Annotated in this window: 16 protein-coding genes; 6 read left to right on the top strand and 10 right to left on the bottom strand. The window is 70.8% G+C overall.

Going from position 1 to position 22,842, the window contains the following annotated elements; translation table 11 throughout:
* Positions 1-24 precede the first annotated feature (24 nt).
* Together cobA and NUG20_RS18170 are read left to right on the top strand one after the other, a co-directional pair.
* The gene (cobA, locus tag NUG20_RS18175) at positions 25-765 is read left to right on the top strand and encodes a uroporphyrinogen-III C-methyltransferase (RefSeq protein WP_263398528.1); all 741 of its coding nucleotides are present in this window, start codon (positions 25-27) and stop codon (positions 763-765) included.
* A 782-nt stretch (positions 766-1,547) separates the two neighbouring features.
* The gene (locus NUG20_RS18170) at positions 1,548-3,083 is read left to right on the top strand and encodes a serine hydrolase domain-containing protein (RefSeq protein ID WP_263395821.1); all 1,536 of its coding nucleotides are present in this window, start codon (positions 1,548-1,550) and stop codon (positions 3,081-3,083) included.
* Positions 3,084-3,689: 606 nt separating this feature from the next.
* Here NUG20_RS18170 and glgX read toward each other — a convergent pair.
* From glgX to glgA, 7 genes are all read right to left on the bottom strand, one after another.
* Positions 3,690-5,864, bottom strand: coding sequence for a glycogen debranching protein GlgX (gene glgX, locus NUG20_RS18165; RefSeq protein WP_263395820.1), 2,175 nt, complete (start codon positions 5,862-5,864; stop codon positions 3,690-3,692).
* 9 nt (positions 5,865-5,873) lie between these two features.
* Positions 5,874-6,062, bottom strand: a complete 189-nt coding sequence (locus NUG20_RS18160) for a DUF2934 domain-containing protein (RefSeq protein ID WP_263395819.1) — start codon at positions 6,060-6,062, stop codon at positions 5,874-5,876.
* Between the two features lie 10 nt (positions 6,063-6,072).
* Complete coding sequence (gene treY / locus NUG20_RS18155) at positions 6,073-8,688, bottom strand: malto-oligosyltrehalose synthase (RefSeq protein ID WP_263398527.1); 2,616 nt, start codon at positions 8,686-8,688, stop codon at positions 6,073-6,075.
* Positions 8,689-8,690: 2 nt separating this feature from the next.
* A complete protein-coding gene (gene malQ, locus NUG20_RS18150; protein WP_263395818.1) occupies positions 8,691-10,649 on the bottom strand; it encodes a 4-alpha-glucanotransferase in 1,959 nt (652 codons plus the stop codon).
* A 151-nt stretch (positions 10,650-10,800) separates the two neighbouring features.
* Positions 10,801-12,537: a malto-oligosyltrehalose trehalohydrolase gene (treZ, locus tag NUG20_RS18145; protein ID WP_263398526.1), complete on the bottom strand. Its 1,737-nt coding sequence runs from the start codon at positions 12,535-12,537 to the stop codon at positions 10,801-10,803.
* 61 nt (positions 12,538-12,598) lie between these two features.
* Positions 12,599-14,848: a 1,4-alpha-glucan branching enzyme gene (locus NUG20_RS18140; protein ID WP_263395817.1), complete on the bottom strand. Its 2,250-nt coding sequence runs from the start codon at positions 14,846-14,848 to the stop codon at positions 12,599-12,601.
* Entirely contained in the window at positions 14,845-16,422 is a 1,578-nt protein-coding gene (gene glgA / locus NUG20_RS18135) for a glycogen synthase GlgA (protein WP_263395816.1), read from the bottom strand. Before glgA ends, NUG20_RS18140 begins: the two co-directional genes overlap by 4 nt.
* A gap of 350 nt (positions 16,423-16,772) precedes the next feature.
* On the opposite strand from glgA, the gene NUG20_RS18130 reads away from it, so the two are divergent.
* Positions 16,773-17,018 (top strand): hypothetical protein, encoded by a 246-nt coding sequence (locus tag NUG20_RS18130; RefSeq protein WP_263395815.1) that lies wholly within the window; start codon positions 16,773-16,775, stop codon positions 17,016-17,018.
* 16 nt (positions 17,019-17,034) lie between these two features.
* On the opposite strand, the gene NUG20_RS18125 is transcribed toward NUG20_RS18130, so the two are convergent.
* Positions 17,035-17,337 (bottom strand): response regulator, encoded by a 303-nt coding sequence (locus NUG20_RS18125; protein WP_263395814.1) that lies wholly within the window; start codon positions 17,335-17,337, stop codon positions 17,035-17,037.
* A gap of 182 nt (positions 17,338-17,519) precedes the next feature.
* Here NUG20_RS18125 and NUG20_RS18120 point away from each other — a divergent pair, with 182 nt between their 5' ends.
* A complete protein-coding gene (locus tag NUG20_RS18120; protein WP_263395813.1) occupies positions 17,520-18,818 on the top strand; it encodes a two-component system sensor histidine kinase NtrB in 1,299 nt (432 codons plus the stop codon).
* Positions 18,819-18,841: 23 nt separating this feature from the next.
* Here NUG20_RS18120 and NUG20_RS18115 read toward each other — a convergent pair whose 3' ends face one another.
* Positions 18,842-19,381: a cysteine hydrolase family protein gene (locus NUG20_RS18115; protein ID WP_263395812.1), complete on the bottom strand. Its 540-nt coding sequence runs from the start codon at positions 19,379-19,381 to the stop codon at positions 18,842-18,844.
* Positions 19,378-19,665, bottom strand: coding sequence for a hypothetical protein (locus NUG20_RS18110; protein WP_263395811.1), 288 nt, complete (start codon positions 19,663-19,665; stop codon positions 19,378-19,380). Before NUG20_RS18110 ends, NUG20_RS18115 begins: the two co-directional genes overlap by 4 nt.
* Before the next feature lie 439 nt (positions 19,666-20,104).
* Between NUG20_RS18110 and mdoH the strand changes: the two genes are divergently transcribed.
* Positions 20,105-22,036: a glucans biosynthesis glucosyltransferase MdoH gene (gene mdoH / locus NUG20_RS18105; RefSeq protein WP_263395810.1), complete on the top strand. Its 1,932-nt coding sequence runs from the start codon at positions 20,105-20,107 to the stop codon at positions 22,034-22,036.
* Between the two features lie 56 nt (positions 22,037-22,092).
* Entirely contained in the window at positions 22,093-22,758 is a 666-nt protein-coding gene (locus NUG20_RS18100) for an alpha/beta hydrolase (RefSeq protein WP_263395809.1), read from the top strand.
* Positions 22,759-22,842: the final 84 nt, after the last annotated feature.

Here is a 22,842-nt window from a genome sequence, read left to right as displayed (position 1 = left end):
TCCGGCGTGCGTGGTGGCGGCGAAGTGGTGTTGCTGTCGGCCGGTCCCGGCGACCTGGAGCTGCTGACGCTGAAGGCGGTCAAGGCGCTGGCCGCGGCGCAGGTGCTGCTGCTCGACGACCTGGTCAACCCGGACATCGTGCAGTTCGCGCCGCAGGCGCGGGTGATCCGGGTCGGCAAGCGCGGTGGCTGCCGCTCCACCCCGCAGGATTTCATCTGCCGGCTGATGCGGCGCTATGCGCTGCAGGGTGCCAACGTGGTGCGCGCCAAAGGCGGCGAGGCGCTGTTGTTCGGCCGCGCCGGCGAGGAGATCGCGTTCCTGCGCGCGTCGGGCGTGGCGGTGCGCATCGTCAACGGCGTCAGCGCCGGGTTCGCCGCGGCGGCCGGGCTGGGCATGTCGCTGACCCATCGCGACCACTGCCACGGCATCACCTTCGTCACCGCGCACACCCAGGACCATGGCGAGCCGGACTGGGCCGCACTGTGCGCCACCCGCACCACGCTGGCGATCTACATGGGCATGGGCCGCATCGCCGCGCTCAGCGCCGCCTTGCTGCGGCACCTGCCCGGGGACACGCCGGCGGCGGTGGTGCAGTCGGCGAGCCTGCCGCAGCAGGCGCAACTGCTGACCACGCTCGACCGCCTGGCCGTGGACGTCGAAGGCCTGGGCATCGGCGTCCCGGGCGTGATCCTGATCGGCGGCGCGGTGGGCGAGGCGCAAGTGCAGCAGTTCGCGCAGTCGCACGCACTGCGGGCGACCGCGTGATCCCTTGTGGGAGCGACTTCAGTCGCGACGGGCGGAGTCGAACGCCTCGTCATCGCATAACGCCTCGAAGTCGGCCCCGAGCAGCGCGACATCTTGAATCCTGACGGTGCCGGCTGCGGATACATACCGTCGCGGCTGAAGCCGCTCCTACAGTGCACGCATGCAGCGCGCCGCAATCCCCTGTAGGAGCGGCTTCAGCCGCGACGAACGCTGTGGGAGGCGCATATGCAGGCCGTGCAGCGGCAGACGCTGCAGGCAATGGCGTGGTGCCTTGTGGGAGCGACTTCGGTCGCGACGAGCGGAGTCGAATGTTTCGTCATGGAATAACGCCTCGAAGTCGGCCCCGAGCAGCGTGACATCTTGAATCCTGATGGTGCCGGCTGCGGATACATACGGTCGCGGCTGAAGCCGCTCCTACAGTGCATGCGTGCAGTGCGCTCGATCCCCCTGTAGGAGCGGCTTCAGCCGCGACGAACGAAGCGAAAGGCGTTGCAGCGTCATGTAACGCGCCGCGCCGATGCTCCGAGGCCATCGCGATATCCGACATCTGGTGAGCCGCTGATGCACGGGCTAGGAACGCCTTGTTCGCCAATGTCGCCCGGGCCGTCGCGGTCGCCCGCAAACCTTGGGATGCCGCCAGGCCTTTGCCTTCCTGCGCAGATGGCGCATCGCGATTTTCCTGCGGCAACATGCGACGATGCCGAAGGGGCGCTGCCGCTACCCGACTGCCTGACCCTCCCGGGGTCGAAGGAGATGCAATGAAAAGCACGTCGGATGCCAGAATGCCCCGCCTTCTGGCACCTTGGGCAAGCCCCTCGCACCGCCGTTGGCTGCTGGTCCTCGCACTCGCCGCCGCAGCCACCGCGCAAGCGCAGTCGGCACCCGCGCAGGATCCGCTCGCCGTGCTGGACCACGGGCTGCGCCCGAGCGTGCTCGCGCCCGGCCAGGCTTTGCCACGATGGTCGATCGACCAACGCATGCGCCACTACAAGGTGCCCGGCGTCGCCGTGGCGATACTGAAACATGGCGAAGTGGTAGCGGTGTCGGGCTACGGCGTGCGGCAAGCGCATACGCAGGACAAGGTCGACGGCGATACGCTGTTTTCGGTCGGTTCGATCAGCAAGGTCGCTACCGCGACCACCGCCTTGCGCTTGGTCGCGCACGGCGAACTTGACCTGGACCGGAACGTCGACGACTACCTCAAGCGCTGGAAGCTGCCGACCTCCCCGAACGTTCCTCGCCCGAACGTCAGCCTGCGAATGCTGATGTCGCATACCTCCGGCCTGGGCGTGCACGGTTTCGCGGACTATCGCCCCGAGGCTCCGCTGCCGACCCTCGTGCAGGTGCTCGAAGGGCAGACACCGGCCAACGGCGAAGCGGTCGCGTTCAAGCACCCGCCAGGGCAGGTCAATGACTATTCCGGCGGCGGCGTCACCGTGGAACAGGCCGTCATCGAAGATGCGACCGGCCGCCCGCTCCAGCAGGTGGCCCAGGACCTGGTGTTCGCGCCGCTGGGGATGCGTCGCAGCACTTTCGAAAGCCCGCTCTCGGCCGAACACGGCAACATCGCCAAGGCGCATGACGCGAGCGGCGCGCCGACGGCATTGCCGCGCGGCTGGGAAAGCTTCGCCGAGGCCGGAGCATCGGGCTTGTGGACGACGGCAAACGATCTCGGGCGGCTGGTCGGCGGATTGATCGACAGCTACCAGGGCCGAGGCGATTTTCTGCCGCAGCCGTTGGCGACGGCGATGATGACCGAGGTCTCCCCGGGGCCTTTCGGGCTGGGGCCGCGTCTGGGTGGCGCCGGTCCGGGACGCCACTTCTTCCACATGGGCGCCAACGACAGTTATCGGGCGTTTTTCGAGGGGTATCCGGAAACCGGCGACGGCTTCGTGATCCTCACCAACGGAAGCAACGGCACCGAACTGTCCTTCGAGATCCGCAACGCGTTGGCGGATGCGATCGGCCAGGGCGCGCATCCGCCGATCCGCGGCGTGGCCCCGCGGCTGCCGCCTCCGCCGGACTATGCCGGCCGTTACCGGCTGGACACCAGTGTGCCGATGGACCTGCGCCGTGCCTCGGCCGACAGCTTCGACCACGACTCCCTGCAGGTGAAGGTCGCGGGCGACAAGGTGGAAGTGCTGTTGCCAGGCCAGGACGCGCCGCAGCCGTTGCACTCCCTTGGACCGGCACAATTCGTTCTGGCGGGGATGTACGCGTTCGTGTTCGAGTTCCGGCGCGATGCGTGGGGAAAGGTGCGCGGCATCTCGCTGTCGATCCCGGAGGCCAACTCTGTGACCTATTACTTACGCGAATGAAGTTGGCTATGTAGGATCGGATATCCGACCGACGGGGCGCCGGATTCACCATGCAATCCACTTGTCGGACCGGCGCTATCGCCGACCCGCCGGTGAAGGCCCTGAAATGAGCGCCTCGCGGAAAGCTGCCCGCGCCACTGGCGCCATCCGCGGCATCTGCCATGAAACGGTCCGCAAGCTCGCCGAAGCCGGCGTCGCCACCTTGCGTGCTGAGACCCACAGGTGTCGGGTAAGGCTGCCCAGCGGACGCAAGTTCGTAGGCATGGTTGCAACGCTTGCGATTGCACTGGGGCCAGCAGCAGCTTGTGTTCGGCCGCGATCCCGCATGTACCTGAGCCGCCGCCGACAAACGAGCACCGACGGCTTGCCTGTCGAGCCGATCACGCTAGACATCACCAACGCCGACGCAACTCACGAGGCCCTTGCAGATCAAGGGCGACCGCATCCGCGACGCACGCGATCTAAATTCTCGCATCCCGTAACCGACTTGGCCCGAAGCCACTGGCATCGCTCCACACGCAGCCATCTGCCTGTGTGAAGCGACGCCCAGCCGCATTGCGCGATCGGCAAGGCCGCTCTAAGCGGCTGCGCTTTCCTGCGCCGCGCTCAGGCCGCCGGCGTCGGCGACGGCGCCGCGTTCTGGTGCTGGGCCGCGGCGGCCTTGCTGTCGCGCTCGGCCGCCAGCAGGGTCAGCGAACGGCCGATGCCGTGCCATTGCGAGCCGCCCGGCAGGCCGTGCTCGTGCTCGCGCTCGGCGGTGTCGATCAGGACGCGCCAATGCTCGCCCTCGACCAGCGGCAGGGTGAAGGTCACGTCCTCGACGGCACCGTTGACGATCATCAGCAAGGTCACGTTCGACGCCGCCTGGCGCAGGCCGCTGGACGGCGCCCGGCCGTCCAGGCGCATCATCATCGCCCGCGCATGCGGGTCGTGCCAGGACGCCTCGGTCATCTCCTCGCCATCGGGCGCCAGCCAGCTGACGTCCTTGATCCCCAGCTCTTCGTCGTAGACGCCGTCGAAGAAGCGCGCACGATGCAACAGCGGGTAGTGCGCGCGCAGGTGGGTCAGGCGCGCCACGAACGCGGTCAGCCGCTGCGCGCGCTCGTCGCTGTCCCAGTTCAGCCAGGTCAGCTCGTTGTCCTGGCAGTAGGTGTTGTTGTTGCCGCCCTTGCTGCGCCCGAACTCGTCGCCGGCCAGCAGCATCGGCGTGCCCTGCGACAGCAGCAGCGTGGCCAGGATGTTGCGCATCTGCCGCTGGCGCAGCGCGTTGATCTGCTCGTCGTCGGTCTCGCCCTCCACCCCATAGTTGGCCGAGATGTTGTTGTCCGAACCGTCGCGGTTTTCCTCGCCGTTGGCGTCGTTGTGTTTGTGCTCGTAGCTGACCAAGTCGTGCAGGGTGAAGCCGTCGTGGGCGGTGACGAAGTTGACCGAGGCGGTGGGGCGGCGACCGCGGTGGTTGAACAGGTCGGCCGAGCCGGTCAGGCGCGTGGCCAGTTCGGCCAGCTGGCCTTCGTCGCCGCGCCAGAACGCGCGCACGTTGTCGCGGAACTTGTCGTTCCATTCCGACCAGCCCGGCGGGAAGCCGCCGACCTGGTAGCCGCCGGGACCCACGTCCCACGGTTCGGCGATCAGCTTGACCTGGCTCAGCAGCGGATCCTGGCGGCAGGCGTCGAGGAAGCCGCCCTTGGGATCGAAGCCGTGGTGCTCGCGGCCGAGGATGGTGGCAAGGTCGAAGCGGAACCCGTCCACGTGCATCTCCGACACCCAGTAGCGCAGCGAGTCGTTGACCATGCGCAGCGCGCCGGCATTGGTCAGGTCGAAGGTGTTGCCGGTGCCGGTGTCGTTGATGTAGAAGCGGCGGTCCTGCGCCAGGCGGTAGTAGCTGGCGTTGTCGATGCCCTTGAACGACAGCGTCGGCCCCAGTTCGTTGCCTTCAGCGGTGTGGTTGTAGACCACGTCCAGGATCACTTCCAGCCCGGCATGGTGCAATCGCGCCACCATCTGCTTGAACTCGGCCACGGTGCGCGTGGCCATGTAGCGCGGCTGCGGCGCGAAGAAGCCGATGGTGTTGTAGCCCCAGTAGTTGCGCAGGCCCTGCTTGAGCAGGTATTCGTCGTCGACGAAGGCATGCACCGGCAGCAGTTCCACCGCGGTCATGCCGAGCCGCTTGATGTGTTCCACCACCTCGTCGACCTTGAGCCCGGAGAAGGTGCCGCGCCAGGCCTCGGGTACCGACGGATGGCGCATGGTGGTGCCGCGCACATGGGTCTCGTAGATCACCGTGCGGTCCCACGGCGTCTGCAGGCGCTGGTCCTTGCCCCAGGTGAAGGCCGGATCGATCACCGCGCACTTGGGCACGTAGGCGGCGCTGTCGCGGCGGTCGAAGCTCAGGTCCGCGTCCTTGTGGCCGATGGTGTAGCCGAACAGGGCCGGGGCCCATTTCAGCTCGCCGACCAACTGCTTGGCGTAGGGATCGAGCAACAGTTTGTTGGGATTAAAGCGGTGTCCGGCGTCGGGCGCGTACGGGCCGTATACGCGGTAGCCGTACAGCTGGCCGGGCCGCGCATCGGGCAGGTAGCCGTGCCAGATCTCATCGGTGTACTCGGGCAGGACGATGCGCTCGACCTCGCGGCCGCGCTCGTCGAACAGGCACAGCTCGACCTTGGTGGCGTTGCTCGAATACAACGCGAAATTGACGCCCAGGCCGTCCCAGGTGGCACCCAGCGGATACGAGCGGCCTTCGCGGATGCGAGAGCGGCGGGCGAGCTTGCGAAGCGGCATGCGGAATCCTTACGACGTGGCGGGGCCGTTGCCGGCCGGAGAAAGCGAGTGGTCTTGCGCAGGGGCGTGGGCTTCGGCGTCGACCAGGCGTTCGGCCATGGCCCAGTGGCGGGCGGCGCGGCCGTCGGGCCGGCCCTCGGCCTCCCAGATTTCGTGTGCGAGTTGTTCGATGCGGCGCTTGCGTGTGTCTGCGTCCATGGCGATCTTGTCAGGGGAAGGTGGCCAGTACGGCGACCGGGAAGTCGGCGAGCAGCTCGGACACCGGCGTCGTGGCCGATGCCGCGAGCGTGCGCCCGCTCAACACATGCCGGTACTGTGCCGCGGGCAGTGTCAGAACGGTGTTATGCCAGTCCTGCGGCGCGCGCAGCGGCGCGGCCGGATCCAGCGCCTGCCGCGCTGCGGTCAGGCGCGGCACCAGCACCGCCAGGGTCTGGCCGGCGTGCTCGCGCAGGAAACCGAGCACGTGGTCGGCGTGCGCGCCTTGCGCGTACAGCGGACGATAGTCGCCGTGCGCGAACAACGCCGGATGGGCGGCGCGCAGCTGCAGCAGCTGCGCGCTCAGCCAGGCCTTGATGTGGCCGCTGTGCCAGTCGCGCAGCAGGTCCGCCGGCGCGGTGGCGTCGCGCAGCCAGGCCTGGCGTAGCGCGTAGTCGACCGGGCGGCGGTTGTCCGGATCGACCAGCGACAGGTCCCAGCCTTCGCTGCCCTGGTACAGATCGGGCACGCCGGGCACGGTCAGGCGCAGCGTGGTCTGCACCAGGCTGTTGAGCGCGCCGGCCGGGGCCAGCGCCGCCGCGGCCTGCGCCAGCGCCTCGCGCAACGGCGCGCCGGCCGGCGCCAGCAGCGCCACGTCCAGGAACGCGCGGGCGCCGGTTTCGTAGGCTTCGTCCGGCCAGGTCCAGTAGGTGCGCAGCTTGGCCTCGCGTGCCGCCTTCAGCTGCCAGGCGGCGATGCGCTCGGCGTAGTCGCGCAGGCCGGCGGCATCGTCGGCGGCCAGTTCCAGCGGCCAGGCGGCGACCAGCATCTGCCACAGCATCAGCACGTCGCCAGGCAGCGGTGCGGCGCTGTCCGCCGGCAGCAGGTCGGCGGCCAGCGACTGGAAGCGCGCGACCTGTGCGTCCCACCACGGCGCCTGCGCACTGAGCGCGGCCAGGCGCATGCGCACATCTTCGCCGCGCTTGTGGTCGTGGGTGGCGGTGGCCAGCAGCGCGCGCGGATGCCGCTGCGCACGCGCCGCGTTGGCGGCGTGGAACGCGTCCGGCGCCAGCGCGAACACGTCCGGATCGCTGCCGACCTCGTTGCGCGACAGCAGCACGCCATGGCGGTAGAACGCGGTGTCCTCGACCGACTTGGCGTTGAGCGGCGCCGACAGCTGTTCGATGCGCCGGCGCACGATGCGCCGCAGTGCGATCTGCGCCTTGCCGGTGCCGCGACCGTCGCGGCTCCAGCGTTCGATCGCGTCGATCGCCGCGACCACCCGCGGCTCGGCGCCGGCGCGCGCGCGCTGCGCGGCATGCGCCAGGCGCGCCGCATCGGCTTCGTCCAGGCCGTCGGGGCCGGCGTAGGTGCGGTACACCTCGAACTGCCGCAGCAGCGCCATCAGGCCCTGCGCCAGCATCTGCGGGCTGAACTCGCGGGTTGCCGGTTCCAGATGCGCGGTGGCGGCCAGCGCCTGCACGGTGCGCACGAACTCGGTCTGCAGCGACCCCTGCAGGATCTCATCGCGCGCGGCGCGCTGTTCCTGGCCGAAATCGCCGCTGCGGCCGCTGTAGCGGCGCCACAGTGCGGTCAGCGGCGCGGCGCCGGCGGGGTCATGCAGCACCCCGGCGACCTGGTCCATGAAGTCGTAGCCGGTGCTGCCGTCGCACGGCCAGTCGGCGCGCAGGGTTTCCTGCGGCGCCAGGATCTTCTCGATGTACAGCGCGATGCCGCCCGCGCCGATGCCGCGACGGCGCCCGGCGCGGTCCAGTTGCGCACGCAGCCGCTGCACGTAGCCGGTGGGATCGGCCAGGCCGTCGACATGGTCCACGCGCACGCCGTCCAGATGGCCGTCGGCGACCAGCCGCAGCGGCAGCTCGTGCACCGCGGCGAACACCTCGCTCTGCTCCACGCGCAACGCGGTCAGCGAGGTGATGTCGAAGAAGCGGCGGTAGTTGAGCATGTCGTTGCCGACCCGCCACCACGCCAGGCGGTAGCACTGGCGCTCGATCAAGCGATGCAGGGTGTCGTCGCCGAGCCGCGCGGCATCGTTGAGCCGGGCCGCCCAGGCCTGGCGCGTGGCCGGCGGATCCTGCGCGACGGGACCTTCCAGGCGGATCGGGAAGCGCTGGTCGTGGTGCTCCAGTCGCGCCTCGCCGTCTTCGTCGACCCGCAGCTGCAACACGCCTTCGCTCAGCGCCTGCGCGTACGGCCGGTCCAGCACCGGCAGCCACAGCTTGCCGTCGCGCCCGGGCGCGCGCCAATCGATGTCGAACCAGCCGGCGTGGCGGCTCTGCCGGCCGTGCTTGAGCACGTCCCACCACCACGGATTGGCCGCGTGCGCGGCCATGTGGTTGGGCACGATGTCCAGGATCAGGCCCATGCCGTGCGCGCGCACGCGCTCGGACAGCTGCAGCAGCGCCGGTTCGCCGCCGAGTTCGGGGTTGACCTGGCGCGGATCGGTGACGTCGTAGCCATGCGTGGAGCCGGGCACCGCGGTGCCGATCGGCGACAGGTACAGGTGGCTGATGCCCAGGCCGGCGTAGTACGGCACCTGCGCGGCGGCGTCGAGCAGGGTGAACCCGGCGTGCAATTGCAGGCGGGCGGTGGCGCGCAGCGGGATCAGGCTCATCGGTCGGTTCCTTGCGCGGCGGAGGCGATGCGGCGGGCTTGCGCGAACGCGTCCAGGCGGGCGTCGAGCAGCGCGCTGGCGTCCGTCGCGTCCGGCGGCGGCAGGCGCCGGCGCCAGTTCGGATGGCCGTCGACGGTGCCCGGCAGATTGGGTTGCTGGTCCAGCCCCAGCGCGTCCTCGGCCGGCAGCAGCGCCAGTGGCGAGGGCGTGGCGGCGACGAAGCGCAGCGCGTCCAGTTCGGGGTCGCGCGCCTGCGCCTGCGGCAGCGCCGCGGCGACCGCGCCGTCCATGCTGGCGACGTCGGCGGCGCGGGTCAGGTGGTCGGCGCGTTGCTGCGTGGCATCGGACAGCTGCAGGCGCCGGCGCCAGTCGATGTCCTCGCCGCGGCGCCAGCCGCGCAGGGTCGGCAGGTCGTGGGTGGTGGTGGTGGCGATCGCATCGCCGCGCCAGCGCGCCGGCGGCAGGAAGGCGCCCTTGGCGTCGCGGGTGAACAGCAGCACGTCGATGCCCATCACTCCGCGCTGCGACAGCTCGGCGCGGATGCCGTCCGGCACCACGCCCAGGTCTTCGCCGATCACGATCGCGCGGTGCCGCCACGATTCCAGCGCCAGCAGGCGCAACAGGTCGTGCAGCGGATAGCGCAGGTACACGCCGTCGGCGGAACTGGCGCCGCGCGGAATCGTCCACAGCCGCAGCAGGCCGAGGATGTGGTCGATGCGCACGCCGCCGCGGTCGCGCAGCACCGCGCGCAGCAGCTCGAGGAACGGCGCGTAGCCGGTGGCACGCAGCCCGGTCGGCGAGTAGCCGCCGATGCCCCAGGCTTGGCCGTCGCCGTTGAACGCGTCCGGCGGTGCGCCCAGTTCCAGCCCGGCCAACACCGCCTGCGGCCAGGCCGCGGCTTCGGCGCCGCCGGGATCGAAGCCCACCGCCAGGTCGGCGATCAGGCCGATGCCCATGCCGGCATCGCGCGCCTGTCGCTGCACGCCGGCCCAGCTGCGCGCGGCCAGCCATTGCGCGAAGCGGTGCAGGGCCGGATCGGCATCGCCGAAATCGCGTGCGGCGAACGCGGCGTAGTCGCGCAAGGCGGCGCCGCGTTCTTGCTCGAATGCGGCGAAATCCGCATGCAAGGCGGCGTCGGCCTGGGCGAAGTCGGCATGCAGCTGGCGCAGCCACTGCCACTTCGCCGCGGCCGAGGCCGGCCAGTCGATCAGCTCGCGCGCCTGCGCCTCGGCGAAGGCCTGCTCCAGCCCGGCCGCCTGCAGGGCGCGCTGCGCCGCGGCGGCGCCGAGCACGCGCGCCGGGGCGGCCTGCAACGGGTCGAGGAAGCGGCGGTCGCCGGGCGAATACGGGCTGTAGTGGCTGCCGACCGGCCGCGCCGCGTGCACCGGGCTCAGCGCGATCGCATCGCCACCGGCCGCGGCGATGCGATCGGCCCAGGCGGCGACGCCGTCCGCGTCGCCGATGCCGGCGTCGCGCGGACCTTGTGCCGAATACACCTGCAGCGACAGACCCCAACGCCGCGGCGCGTCCTCGCCGACCGCCTCGGCGACGCCGTAGCAGCGCGTCGGCGCCAGCGCCAGCGTGGTGTGCTGGTCGCCGTGCTGCAGGGTCCAGTAGCCGTGCGTGTCCAGCGCCGCGACGCGGCCCTGCGCATCGAAGCGGCCGTCGCGTTGGCTGCCGTCTTCGTGTTCGAGCCGGTATGCCGCGCCGGGGGTGCCGCCAGCATCGATCGGCGTGCCGACGTCGGCGGTCAGCAACGGTGCGGTGGTGGCGCTGGCCTGCAGCCGGCGCAGGCTGTCGCGGCAGGCGGCATCGTCGCGCGCGTCCAGGCCGAGCGCGCCGAGCACGCTGCGCAGCGTGTCCGGGCCGACGCTGCGCGGCGTGTCGGATGCGTCGATCCAGTCGACCAGCAGGCCGGCGGCGGAGGCCAGGGTGTGCAGGGGGGTGTCGGTCATGGGCAAGTCGGAGCCGCGGCAGTGATGGAGGGAGGACGTGCACCCGCCGTCGCCGGTGCCGCGCACGGCAAGGCCTGCGCGTCGGTCGGCGACCAACGGAACGGCCAGCTTGCCGGGGACGCTGTCGCGATGGCGTCGCGACAGCGTGCGGTCACGGTGTGGAACCGGGACGGTAGCGCGCGACGAAGGCGTTGGGCGGCAGCTGCGCTGGATCGTCGCCGGCGTTTTCGGCATGCACGGTGGCGCCGGGCAGGTCCAGCGCCACCGGCGCCTGTCCGAAGTTCGCGGCCACGTGCCACTCGCCGTCGCCCAGCGTCCAGCCTGCAGCCACCGCCTTCGGCCCCAGCGTGCGTGCGCCCAGCGCGCGTGCCTGCGCCAGCGCCGGCACCAGGTGCTGGCGGCGCAGGGCCATCAGCGCCACGAACCAGTCGCGCCAGCGCGCGCCGTCGCCGTGGGTGGCATCGCTGATGTCGGGAATGGACGCCTGGAACGTGCTCGGCGCGTTCGGGTCGGGAATGGTCGCGCGCTGCTGCGGATCGGCGAACGCGGCGAAATGCGCGAACTCGCGGCGCCGGCCTTCGCGCACCGCTTCGTCCAGCGGCGGCGCGAAATCGGTGAAGAACAGGAACGGGGTGCGGCTGCCCCACGGTTCGCCCATGAAGAACAGCGGGATCATCGGGGTCAGTGCGGTCAGCGCCAGCGCCGCGCGCAGCGCCGGCTCGGAGACCTGGGTGATCAGCCGGTCGCCGCGCGCGCGGTTGCCGATCTGGTCGTGGTTCTGCGCGAAGATCACGAACTTGTGCGGCGGCAGCTGCGCGCTCGGTTCGCCGCGCGCATGCCCGCGGTGATCGGCCTGGCCCTGGTAGGCGAAGCCTTCGCCGAGCACCCGCGCCAGGTGCTGCGCCGGCGCATCGGCGAAGCCGGCGTAGTAGCCCTCGTCCTCGCCGGTCAGCAGCACGTGCAGACTGTTGTGGAAATCGTCGTCCCATTGCGCGCTGTAGCCGCGCTCCAGCACGCCGGCCTGGTTGGCTTCGTTCTCCAGCACCAGATGCACGTGGCGCCCGGCCGGCACGCTGGCCATGATCGCCTCGCGCAAGGTGTCCAGGAACGCGTTGGGCACGATCGCGTGCACCGCGTCCAGGCGTAGGCCGTCGAAGCGGTACTCGTGCAGCCACATCAGCGCGTTGTCGATGAAGTAGCGCTGCACCGGCGCCAGCCGGAAGTCGATCGCTGCGCCCCACGGGGTCGGCGCGTCTTCGCGGAAGAACGGCGAGGCGTACTGGCCCAGGTAATTGCCGTCCGGGCCGAAGTGGTTGTAGACCACGTCCAGGAACACGCTCAGGCCCAGCCCGTGCGCCTCGTCGATCAGCGCCTTGAGTTCGTCCGGATGGCCGTAGGCGGCCGCCGGCGCATACGGCAGCACGCCGTCGTAGCCCCAGTTGTGGCGGCCGGGGAATGCGGCCAGCGGCATCAGTTCGATCGCGGTGACGCCCAGTGCCGCCAGCGTCTGCAATTGCGCGCGCAGCCCGGCGTAGCCGCCGCAGGCGCCGACGTGCAGTTCGTAGAACACCGTTTCCGCCCACGGCCGGCCGCGCCAGGCGTCGTGCTTCCAGCGGTAGCCGTCGCTGGCCAGCACCGCGCTGGCGCCATGCACGCCGTCGGGCTGCCAGCGCGAGGCCGGATCCGGCACCGGCTCGCCGCCGTCGATCGCGTAGCGGTAGCGGGTGCCGGCGGGGCAGGCGAGGGTGGCGCTGAAGTAGCCGTCCGCGGCGGCGGCCAGCGCTTGTCGGCTGCCGTCGTCGAACACCAGCTCCACGGCGGTGGCGTCCGGCGCCCACAGCGCGAACGCGACTTCGCCGGTCGCGGTCGGCCAGGCGCCCTGGCGCAGCGCGGCGGGCGGCGCCGCTGCAGCGGAGCCGGTCGATGATGCGTTCGTTGCGATGTTCACGTCAGTGCTCCGCTTGCAACCAGAGGGTGGACAGCGGCGGCAGGGTCAGCGCCAGCGATTGCGCATGCCCATGCATCGGCTGCGCCACGGTGCGCAGGACGCCGCCGTTACCCTGGTTGGAACCGCCGTAGTAGCCGCTGTCGCTGTTGAGGATTTCGCGCCACTGCCCGCTGCGCGGCACGCCGAGGCAGTAGCCGTGGTGCACGCTCGGGGTGAAGTTGCTTACCGCCAGCAGCGGCGGCGCGCCGCCATCGCGATCGTGGCGCACGAAGGCGAATACGCTGTTGCGGTGGTCGTCGGCCACGCTCCATTCGAAGCCGTCGGCGCTGCGGTCGCTGCGGTACAGCGCCGGCAGCGCGCGCAGCTGCCGGTTGAGGTCGGCGACCAGCCGCGCCACGCCGCGATGCTCCGGGCGCTGCGCCTGCGCCCAGTCCAGCGCGCGGTCGTGGTCCCATTCCTGCCATTGTCCGAACTCGCCACCCATGAACAGCAGCTTGCGCCCCGGGTGGGCCCACATGAAGGCCAGGTAGGCGCGCAGGTTGGCGAAGCGCTGCCAGTTGTCGCCGGGCATCTTGGCCAGCAGCGATCCCTTGCCGGGCGCCACTTCGTCGTGCGACAGCGGCAGCACGAAGTGCTCGGAGAACGCGTACACCAGGCCGAAGGTCATCTCGCTGTGGTGGTGCGGGCGGTGGATCGGGTCGCGCCGCATGTAGCTCAGCGTGTCGTGCATCCAGCCCATGTTCCACTTGTGGCTGAAACCCAGCCCGCCCTGCTGCAGCGGCGCGGTCACGCCCGGCCAGGCGGTGGATTCCTCGGCCATCACCCGCACCCCGGGGAAGCGCTGCGCGATCTCGGCGTTGAGCTGGCGCAGGAACGCGATCGCCTCCAGGTTCTCGCGCCCGCCTTCGGCGTTGGGCACCCACTCGCCCTCGTTGCGGCCGTAGTCGCGGTACAGCATCGCCGCCACCGCATCCACACGCAGGCCGTCGACGTGGAAGCGTTCGATCCACTCCAGCGCGCTGCCGATCAGGTAGGCGACGACTTCGGCGCGGCCGTAGTTGTAGATCAGGGTGTTCCACTCGCGGTGCACGCCTTCGCGCGGATCGGCGTGCTCGTACAGCGCGGTGCCGTCGAAGCGCTGCAGGCCGTGCGCGTCGTCGGGGAAATGCGCGCTGACCCAGTCCAGGATCACGCCGATCCCGGCCTGGTGGCAGGCATCGACGAAGCGCGCGAAGCCGTCGGCGTCGCCGTGCCGCGCGGTTGGCGCGTACAGGCCCAGCGGCTGGTAGCCCCAGGAGCCGCCGAACGGATATTCGGTGATCGGCAGCAGTTCGATATGGGTGAAGCCCAGCTCCTGCACGTACGGGATCAGTTGCGCGGCCAGCGCATCCCACTGCAGCGGCTGGCCCTGTGCGTCGTGGCGCCAGGAGCCGGCGTGCAGCTCGTAGATGCTCATCGGCTGTGCGGCGCCGGCGCGCGCCTGGCGCTGCGCCAGCCATTCCGTGTCGTGCCAGGCGAAGCCGGCGGGACTCGGCACCACCGAAGCGGTGTCCGGCGCGCGCGTGCTGTGCCGCGCGACCGGATCGGCCTTGCGCGGCAGCGGCATGCCGTCGGCGGCCAGGATCTCGTACTGGTAGTGCTCGCCGCCGCGCAGCCCGGGCACGAACAGCTCCCAGACCCCGGCCTCGCGGCGCAGCCGCATCGGATGGCGGCGCCCGTCCCAGCCGTTGAAGTCGCCGACCAGCGCGACCCGGCGCGCCTGCGGCGCCCACACCGCGAAGCGCACCCCGTCCACCGTGCCGACGCGGGTATGGTGCGCGCCCAGCGCGGTGCGCAGCGCGGCGCCGTCGCCGGCGGCCATGCCCTGCAGCCACGCCGCGTCCAGCACCGGGCCGAACGCGTACGGGTCGTCGCTTTCCTGCACCGCGTCCGGCCACACGATGCGCAGCCGGTACGGCATCGCGGTCTTCAATTCGCCTTCGAACAGGCCCTTGGCCTGCGGATGCGCGCGCATCCGCGCCACCAGCTTGCCGGACCCGTCGAGCAGGCCGAGCGCGTCGGCGCCCGGCACCAGCGCGCGCACCCGCACCGTGCCGTCTGCGGCCGCGTGCGGACCCAGCCAGGCGAACGCGTCCACCGCCTCGCCGCGCGCCAGCGCCTGCAGCGCCAGCCGTTCCTGCTCGTCGTCCGCCGCTTCCAGCGGCGCGTCCCACACCGGCGTCGTGTCCGCCGACCGTTCCCGCTCGCTCATGCCACCGCCGTCGCCGACGTCGGAGCCGCAGTACGGTCGTACAGGGCCATGTACTTGCGGCCGGCCAGGTCCCAACCGCTGGGCCGCAGCATCGCCGCGCGGCGCATCGCCTGCAGCAGGCGCGGCAGGCGGAAGGTGCGGAACGCGCGCTGCAGGCAGCGGCGCAGGCCGTCGGCGGACGGGTCCTCGAACAGGAAGCCGGTCACCCCGTCGTCCACGGTATCGATCAGACCGCCGGTGGCGTGCGCGATCGGCAGGCTGCCGAAGCGCTGCGCGTACATCTGGCTCAGCCCGCACGGCTCGAAGCGCGACGGCATCAGCAGGAAGTCCGAGCCGGCGAACATGCGCCGCGCCAGGCGTTCCTCGAAGCCGATGTGGGCGCCGACCTGGCCGGGGAAGCGCCGCGCCAGTGCCGCCACCGCCTGCTCGATCTGCGGCTCGCCGCCGCCGATCACCACGATCTGGCCGCCGGCGGCGACGATCTGCGGCGCCACCTCGCAGATCAGGTCCAGGCCCTTCTGGTGCACAAGCCGCGACACCACCGCGAACAGCGGCCCGTCGCTGTCGATCAGGCCGAACGCGCGGCGCACATGGGCGGCGTTCTCGCGCTTGCCCTGGAACTGGTCGATGCCGAAATGGGCATGCAGGTGGTCGTCGGTGCGCGGGTCCCAGCTGGCGTCGATGCCGTTGACGATGCCGCTGAGGCGGCCGCTGGCGGCACGCCGGGCCAGCAGCGAGTCCAGGCCGCAGCCCTGCGCCGGGCCGGTGATCTGCGCGGCGTAGCTGACGCTGACCGTGTTGACGTGCTCGGCGTGGACGATGCCGGCGCGCAGGAACGACATCTGCCCGTAGAACTCCAGGTCCTGCAGGCCCTCGTTCGGAATGCCCAGGGCCGCGGCCATTGAATATGGGAACAGGCCCTGGTAGGCCAGGTTGTGGATGGTCAGCAGGCACGGTGTGCGGCCGCCGGACCAGCGCACGTAGGCGGCGGCCAGCGCGCACGGCCAGTCGTTGAGGTGCAGCAGGTCCGGGCTCCAGTCCAGCCCGGCGCGGCCGCCGGCGATCTGCGCGGCGGCGTGCGACAGCGTGGCGAAGCGCAGCGCGTTGTCTTCCCAGTCGCGGCCCTCGCTGGACACGTACGGCGAACCCTGGCGCTCGAACAGCTGCGGGCACAGCAGCACGTACACGCACAGGCCGTCGGGGCGGTCCGCGCGGCCCAGCGCGCAAGCCGGCAGGCCGGCATGGGCGGCGATCTGGCCGACGATCTGCAGCGGGCCGGTCTTGCGCAGCACCGCCGGATAGCCCGGAATCAACACGCGGATGTCGCAGCTGCCGCGCAGCGCGCGCGGCAACGCCGCGGCCACGTCGCCGAGCCCGCCGGCCTTGATGAAGTCGGCCATCTCCGAGGTCACGAACAGGCTGGCGCGGCGCGCGGCCGGCTGCAGCTTGACGGTGACCTCGGCGGCGCGGATGAAGCGGCCGCGCGCGTCGCGATGGCGGCGCCGGGGGGCGCGCAGGACCGGATGGGTATCGCGTTGTCTATCGGGCAGATCGGCGAGCGTAGGGGGCGACATGGCAGTTCCGTCGAAGAGGGGGAGACGGGGGACACGGAAAGCAACTGCCGCCGCATGCCCGGACAGGCGCGCGGCGTAAAACCAAAGATGGAATGAGGTACAGCGGACAAGCGGGTCAGCGCTTCTTCAGCAATGTACGAATGCGGCGATAAAAGGGGTGTGAAGTGCGCGTGTTGTCTACGCTACAGCCGGCCTGCTACCGCATAGTGAAGCGGCCGCAATGCAGGCGGCAGTACGGGCAGACAGCCATGAATCGTTTAGCTTCGTTTTCCGCGCCGCGGCCACTCGCGCCAGGCGGCGTCAACGCGCGGGTATCGGGGGCTTCATCCGGGCTGTGCTGCAATGCCGGCATGAACCTACCTGATCAACGCATGCGTCGCGAACTCGATGGCTTCGTGCTGGACGCCGTCCTCGCCGCGGGGCCGGATGGGGTGCTGCTGCCGCAGATCCGGATCTCGTCCGACGACGGCGCGCTCCTCGGCCGGCATGAATTCGACGGCGTCTACTTCGGCGATGTCCGTGCCGGCGAGCACTTCGTCGCCGAACGGTTGGCGGCGATCCGTTCGGCGCAGTACGGCAAGCTGGTGTTCGGCTGAACGAGCCGCGCGCCGGCTAGTGGGCGGGCTGCAGGCGCTGCAGCGCCGCCAGCAGGCCAGAATGGCTGTACGGCTTGGACAGGAAGCCGGTATGCGCGGGCAGCGTCGCGGTCTCGGGGTTCTTCATGCCGGAGGTGAGCAGGGCGGGGATGGTGACCGCGCGCCGGCGCAGTTCGCGCACCATGGTCACGCCGTCGCAGCCGGGCATCTGCACGTCGCTGAAGATCAGGTCCACGTCCGGATGCTGCTCCAGCAGCTGGAGCGCCTCGTTCGCGGTGCCGGCGCTCAGCACGCGATAGCCATCGGCGTCGAGCATCATCGCAGCCAATTCCCGGATCGTCTGGTCGTCCTCCACCAAAAGAATTGTGGTGAGGGCGCAAGTCCCGCGCATAATGCTGATGCCATCGGCTTCGTTGTCCGCAGCTTCACCACTGAGGGGTGAAGCGCTGGTGACGCCACGATGATGCCGATATCCTCGGCCTCCCAATCGCGAGACGTCGCTTGCCCACTCACGCCCGCTATCGACAGATCGTCGAACTCTCGCACGACTGCATCAAGGAGATCGGCCGCGACGGCGTCGTGCGCTCGATCAACACGCACGGCCTGGGCCTGCTGGGCGCGGCGGAGCCCAAGCGCATCGTCGGCCACGAATGGGTGGGGCTGTGGCCGGAGGAGATGCGGCCGCTCGCGGAAACCGCGCTCGCCACGGCGCTGCGCAACGAACAGTACGAATTCTGGGCGCAGCGCCCGACCCTGGACGGCCGCCCGCGCTGGTGGCACGTGCTGGCCAGCCCGCTGACCAACGCGCAGGCCGAAGTGGAAAGCGTGCTGGTGATCAGCCGCGACATCACCGAGCACCGCCAGATCGAGCAGGCCCTGCGCACCCTCGGCGACCTGCCGCAGGCCGGCGCCGCGCCGCCGCCGGCGGTCAGCGAGGCGCTGGGGCGGCAGCAACTGCAGGCCGAACATACCCAGCTGCGCGGGCAACTGGACATCGCCCTGGCCGCGCAGCGCGTCGCCGAGCGGGCGATGACCCAGGCGCAGAAGGGCGAGGCGATCGGGCAGATGCTTGCCGGCATCGTCCACGACTTCAACAACATGCTGCAGACCGCGATGACCTCGGTGAGCATGGTCGCCGAACATCCGCAGCGGTTGCAGCCGGACCAGCGCAAGCTGCTCGGCATCGCCGGCGAGGCGCTGCAGCATGGCGCGCGGATGACCCGGCGCCTGCTCGGCTTCGCTCGCGCGCACCCGGTCAAGCCGGAGTGGCTGGACCTGTGCGAGGTGGTCGTGCAGATGCAGCCGCTGCTGGCGCAGGCGCTGGGCGGGGAAATGCAGCTGCAGCTGGCAACTGCCGACGGCGCCGCGACGACCTATGCCGACCGCGGCTCGGTGGAGCAGGCGGTGATGAACCTGGCCCTGAACGCGCGCGACGCCTGCCAGCCGGGCGACGTGGTGTCGATCCGCTGCGGCACCTTGCACGTGCCGGCCACGCACGAGGCGGCGGCGCTGCGCCAGCCCGGCCGCTACGTGACCCTGGCGGTCAGCGACCAGGGCGAGGGCATGTCCGAGGAGACCAAGTCGCGGCTGTTCGAGGCGTACTTCACCACCAAGCCCGAGGGCAAGGGTACCGGCCTGGGCCTGGCCCAGGTCTACGGCCTGGTGCGCCAGGCCGGCGGCTTCGTCGACGTGGATTCCGAACTGGGCCGCGGTACCATCATCACCCTGGCGTTCCCGTATGTCGCCGCCGCGCCGCCGGGCGAGCGCGACGACGGCGCGACGCTGCCGGCACTGGCCTGAGCTGACCGACTTGAGCCACCGGCTCAGCGTGCCGGCAGCCGCTCGCTCACGCTGACCGCGAACGCGTCGTGCAGCAGCCGCAACGCGCGCTGCTGGCGCGCCGCGCCGAACGTGGCGCAGCACGACGGCGGCACCTGCACCTGGAAATCGCGCATCCGCGCATCGATCGCGGTGGCCAGTACGCAGGCGTCGGTGGCCACGCCGGTGACCAGCAGGCGCGTAGCCTGCAATCGCGACAACAGGATCTGCAGCGCCGAATCCAGGAAGGCCGAATGCTTCGGCTTGAGCACGTAGTAGTCCTGCGGCTGCGGCGCCAGCAGCTTGGCGATCTGCGCGCCGCGCTGCGCCGGGTCGGCGCACAGCGTCCACAGGCCTTCGAAATCGGTCTGCCAGTCGGCGAAGTTGTCGTTGGCGAACACCACCGGCCAGTCGCGGCGGTGGAAGCGCGCCCGCAGCTGCGCGATGCGTTCGGCCACCGGCAGCGCCGCCTTGGCCAGGCGCGCGCCGTCGGGGAAATCGAAGCGGCTGACCATGTCCACGATCAGCAGCGCCGGCCGGCTCATGACGTCCGCTCACGGTGTTCGCGCAGGCGCCGCCGTTTCAGCGTCTGCAGCAGTTGCCCGGCCACGGCGGTCAGCAGCACCAGCGTGTTGGTCGCCACGAACACGTAGTTGCGCAGGGCCGCGCTGTACACGATGAACAGCAGCGAGGCACTGATCTGGCCGACGAACAGCCAGGCCGACACCGCTTGCACGTCGGGCGCGCGCCACTGCTTGTGGATCTGCCGCAGCAGCGTCGCCACCAGGATCAGCGTCGCCGCCCAGCCGACGAGATCCAGCGGCTTCATCGGCTCCTCCTTCGCGACCGCGTAGCGTTGCCGCGCGGCACGCAGCGCGCCTGCGTCGGTGGGACGATATTGTCGATGCGATCGATGCGTGGCGCGGCGGCCGGATGGACGCCTGGCGCCACTGCCTGGGACGGTTGGCGCATCTGCGCTGCCTCCTTTGCGGGACCGCTTGCCATGTTCTCCGCGCGCGGTGAAACGCGAGTGAGCGCGGCGGATGGCTGAACGGACCGCAGGCGGCGCCGCGGTCGCGTTCTCGGCGATCTTCGCGAAAGCTTACTATTTAAGGTTTACAGTGGCGGCCGTATTTTGCCCGCCCGACAGGAGAGAACGTGGGTACGAGTGGCAATCACAGCAACACGGCGCCGTTCGCGGTGCCAGGGCACGCTGCGGCCAGGTCCGGATCGCGGCGCTGCGCTGCCCGACGAGGCTGGCGGAACGCATGAGCATGGTCGTCCCCCCACCGACCCTGCCCGACGCCGTTTCCCTCGATGCCGGCCACGCGGTGCTGCCGCCCGAGGCGCCATTGCCGATGCCGGTGCAGACCCTACGCGAGGGCAAGCTGCGCAACAAGCGCCTGCCCACCACGCCGGTCGGCATGTTCTGGCGGCGGCTGTACGTGTTCGGCAGCACCGCCTTGATGACCGCCTACGCCAGCGTGCTGATCGCCAAGGTGCTGTTGATCGGTGGCGTCAGCGTGCTCGAAGCCTGCCTGATGGCGCTGTTCATCCCGCTGTTCGCGTGGATCGCGTTTTCGTTCGTCAGCGCGCTGGCCGGGTTCGTGACCCTGGTGTTCGGCGGCGGGCGCAAGCTCGGCATCGATCCGGACGCGCCGCTGCCGAGCGTGCGCAGCCGCACCGCGTTGCTGATGCCGACCTACAACGAGGATCCGCACCGGCTGATGGCCGGGTTGCAGGCGATCTACGAATCGGTCGAGGCCACCGGCCAGATCGCGCACTTCGATTTCTTCATCCTCAGCGACACCACCCGCGCCGCGGTCGGGACCGAGGAAGAAGAGGTCTACGCCGACCTGGTCGCGCGCACCGGCGGCCACGGCCGCATCTACTACCGGCGCCGCGCCGACAACGCCGAGCGCAAGGCCGGCAACATCGCCGACTGGGTGCGCCGATTCGGCGGCGCCTACCCGCAGATGCTGATCCTGGACGCCGACAGCCTGATGACCGGCGAGACCATCGTGCGCCTGGTCGCGGGCATGGAAGACCATCCCGACGTCGGCCTGATCCAGACCCTGCCGGAAGTGGTCAACGGCAACAGCTTGTTCGCGCGCATGCAGCAGTTCGGCGGCCGCGTCTACGGCCCGGTGATCGCCTACGGCGTGGCCTGGTGGCACGGCGCGGAGAGCAACTACTGGGGCCACAACGCGGTGATCCGCACCCAGGCCTTCGCCGAACAGGCCGGCCTGCCGGCGCTGCCCGGGCGCAAGCCGTTCGGCGGTCACGTGCTCAGCCACGATTTCGTCGAGGCCGCGCTGATGCGCCGCGGCGGCTGGGCCACGCACATGGTGCCGTACCTGCAGGGCAGCTACGAGGAAGGCCCGCCGACGCTGACCGACCTGCTGGTGCGCGACCGCCGCTGGTGTCAGGGCAACCTGCAGCATTCCAAGGTGGTCTTCGCGCGCGGCCTGCACTGGATCAGCCGCATGCACATGATGATCGGCATCGGCCATTACTTCACCGCGCCGATGTGGGGCCTGCTGATGCTGATCGGCATCGCCATCCCGCTGCAGAGCGACGGCTTCGACCTGGTCGCCACGGTGGTGTCCCCGTTCTCGCCGGCGCGCTACTGGCACCAGCAGGATTCGACCCGGGTGTTCTGGGTGTTCGCGGTGACCATGTTCGTGCTGCTGGCGCCGAAGGTGCTGGGCTACTTCGCCATGCTGCTCAAACCCGAGGAGCGCCGCGGCTGCGGCGGGGCGCTGCGCGCGCTGCTGAGCATGCTGCTGGAGACCGTGCTGGCGGCGCTGATGGCGCCGGTGGTGATGTACGTGCAGTCGCGCGGCGTGGCCGAAGTGCTGGCCGGCAAGGATTCGGGCTGGGACGCGCAGCAGCGCGACGACGGCCGCCTGTCGTGGCTGGCGCTGGCGCGCAGCTATGGCGGCCTCAGCGCGTTCGGGCTGCTGATGGGCGCGATGGCCTACGTGGTGTCGCCGTCGCTGGCGATGTGGATGGCGCCGGTGGTGATCGGCATGGCGCTGGCGATCCCGGTGGTCGCGGTGAGCTCCTCGCGCGCGGCCGGATTGTGGCTGCGCCAGCTGCGCATCCTGGCCATTCCCGAAGAGCGGCAGCCGCCGGCGGTGCTGCTGCGCGCCGGCGAATTGCGCCGCGCCGCGGCCGCGCGGCGCATCGCCGGCTGACCCGGGCGGCCGACGCGGCAGGCATAATGCGCCCCATCTCGATGGGGACCGCGCGCATGCTGGAAACAGTGGAACACGAAACCGCCGCTTCGCCGGCATGGACCGTGCTGTGGTTGCACGGGCTCGGTGCCGACGGCAACGACTTCGCGCCGCTGGTGCCGGAACTGCTGCGGCCGGGCTGGCCGGCGCTGCGCTTCGTGTTCCCGCACGCGCCGGTGCGCGCGGTGACGATCAACAACGGCGTGCGCATGCGCGCCTGGTACGACATCGTCAGTCCCGATTTTTCCAACCGCGCCGACAGCGCCGGCGTGACCGCCTCGGTCGCGCAGGTCGAGGAACTGATCGCGCGCGAGCACGAACGCGGGGTGCCCGCCGAGCGCCTGTTGCTGGCCGGTTTCTCGCAGGGCGGCGCCATCACCCTGGCCGCCGGGCTGCGCCGCGAACGGCCGCTGGCCGGCTTGATCGCGCTGTCCACCTACCTGCCGGACGTGGCCGACGTCGCCCGCTGGCATGCGCCGGCCGCGCTGTCGCAGCCGCTGTTCATGGCCCACGGCCAGGGCGATCCGGTGATCCCGCAACCCTATGCCGAGCAGACCGCGCAGGCGCTGCAGGCGCTGGGCATGCCGGTGCAGTGGCGGCGCTATCCGATGGCGCACCAGGTCTGCGCCGAGGAGATCGCCGATCTGCGCGACTGGATGAGCGCGCGCTTCGCCGCCGGCTGAGGCGCGGCCACGGCGCGCGGCGCGGGGCGCCGGGGCGAGCCCCTGCCGCTGAGGCGCGGATGACGGCCCGGCGGCGGCGGGGCT

Source organism: Xanthomonas sp. CFBP 8443 (assembly GCF_025666195.1).
In the GTDB taxonomy this organism is placed as follows: Bacteria; Pseudomonadota; Gammaproteobacteria; order Xanthomonadales; family Xanthomonadaceae; genus Xanthomonas_A.
Note: the sequence above shows the minus strand (reverse complement) of the source record. Positions and strands in the feature narration are given on the sequence as shown.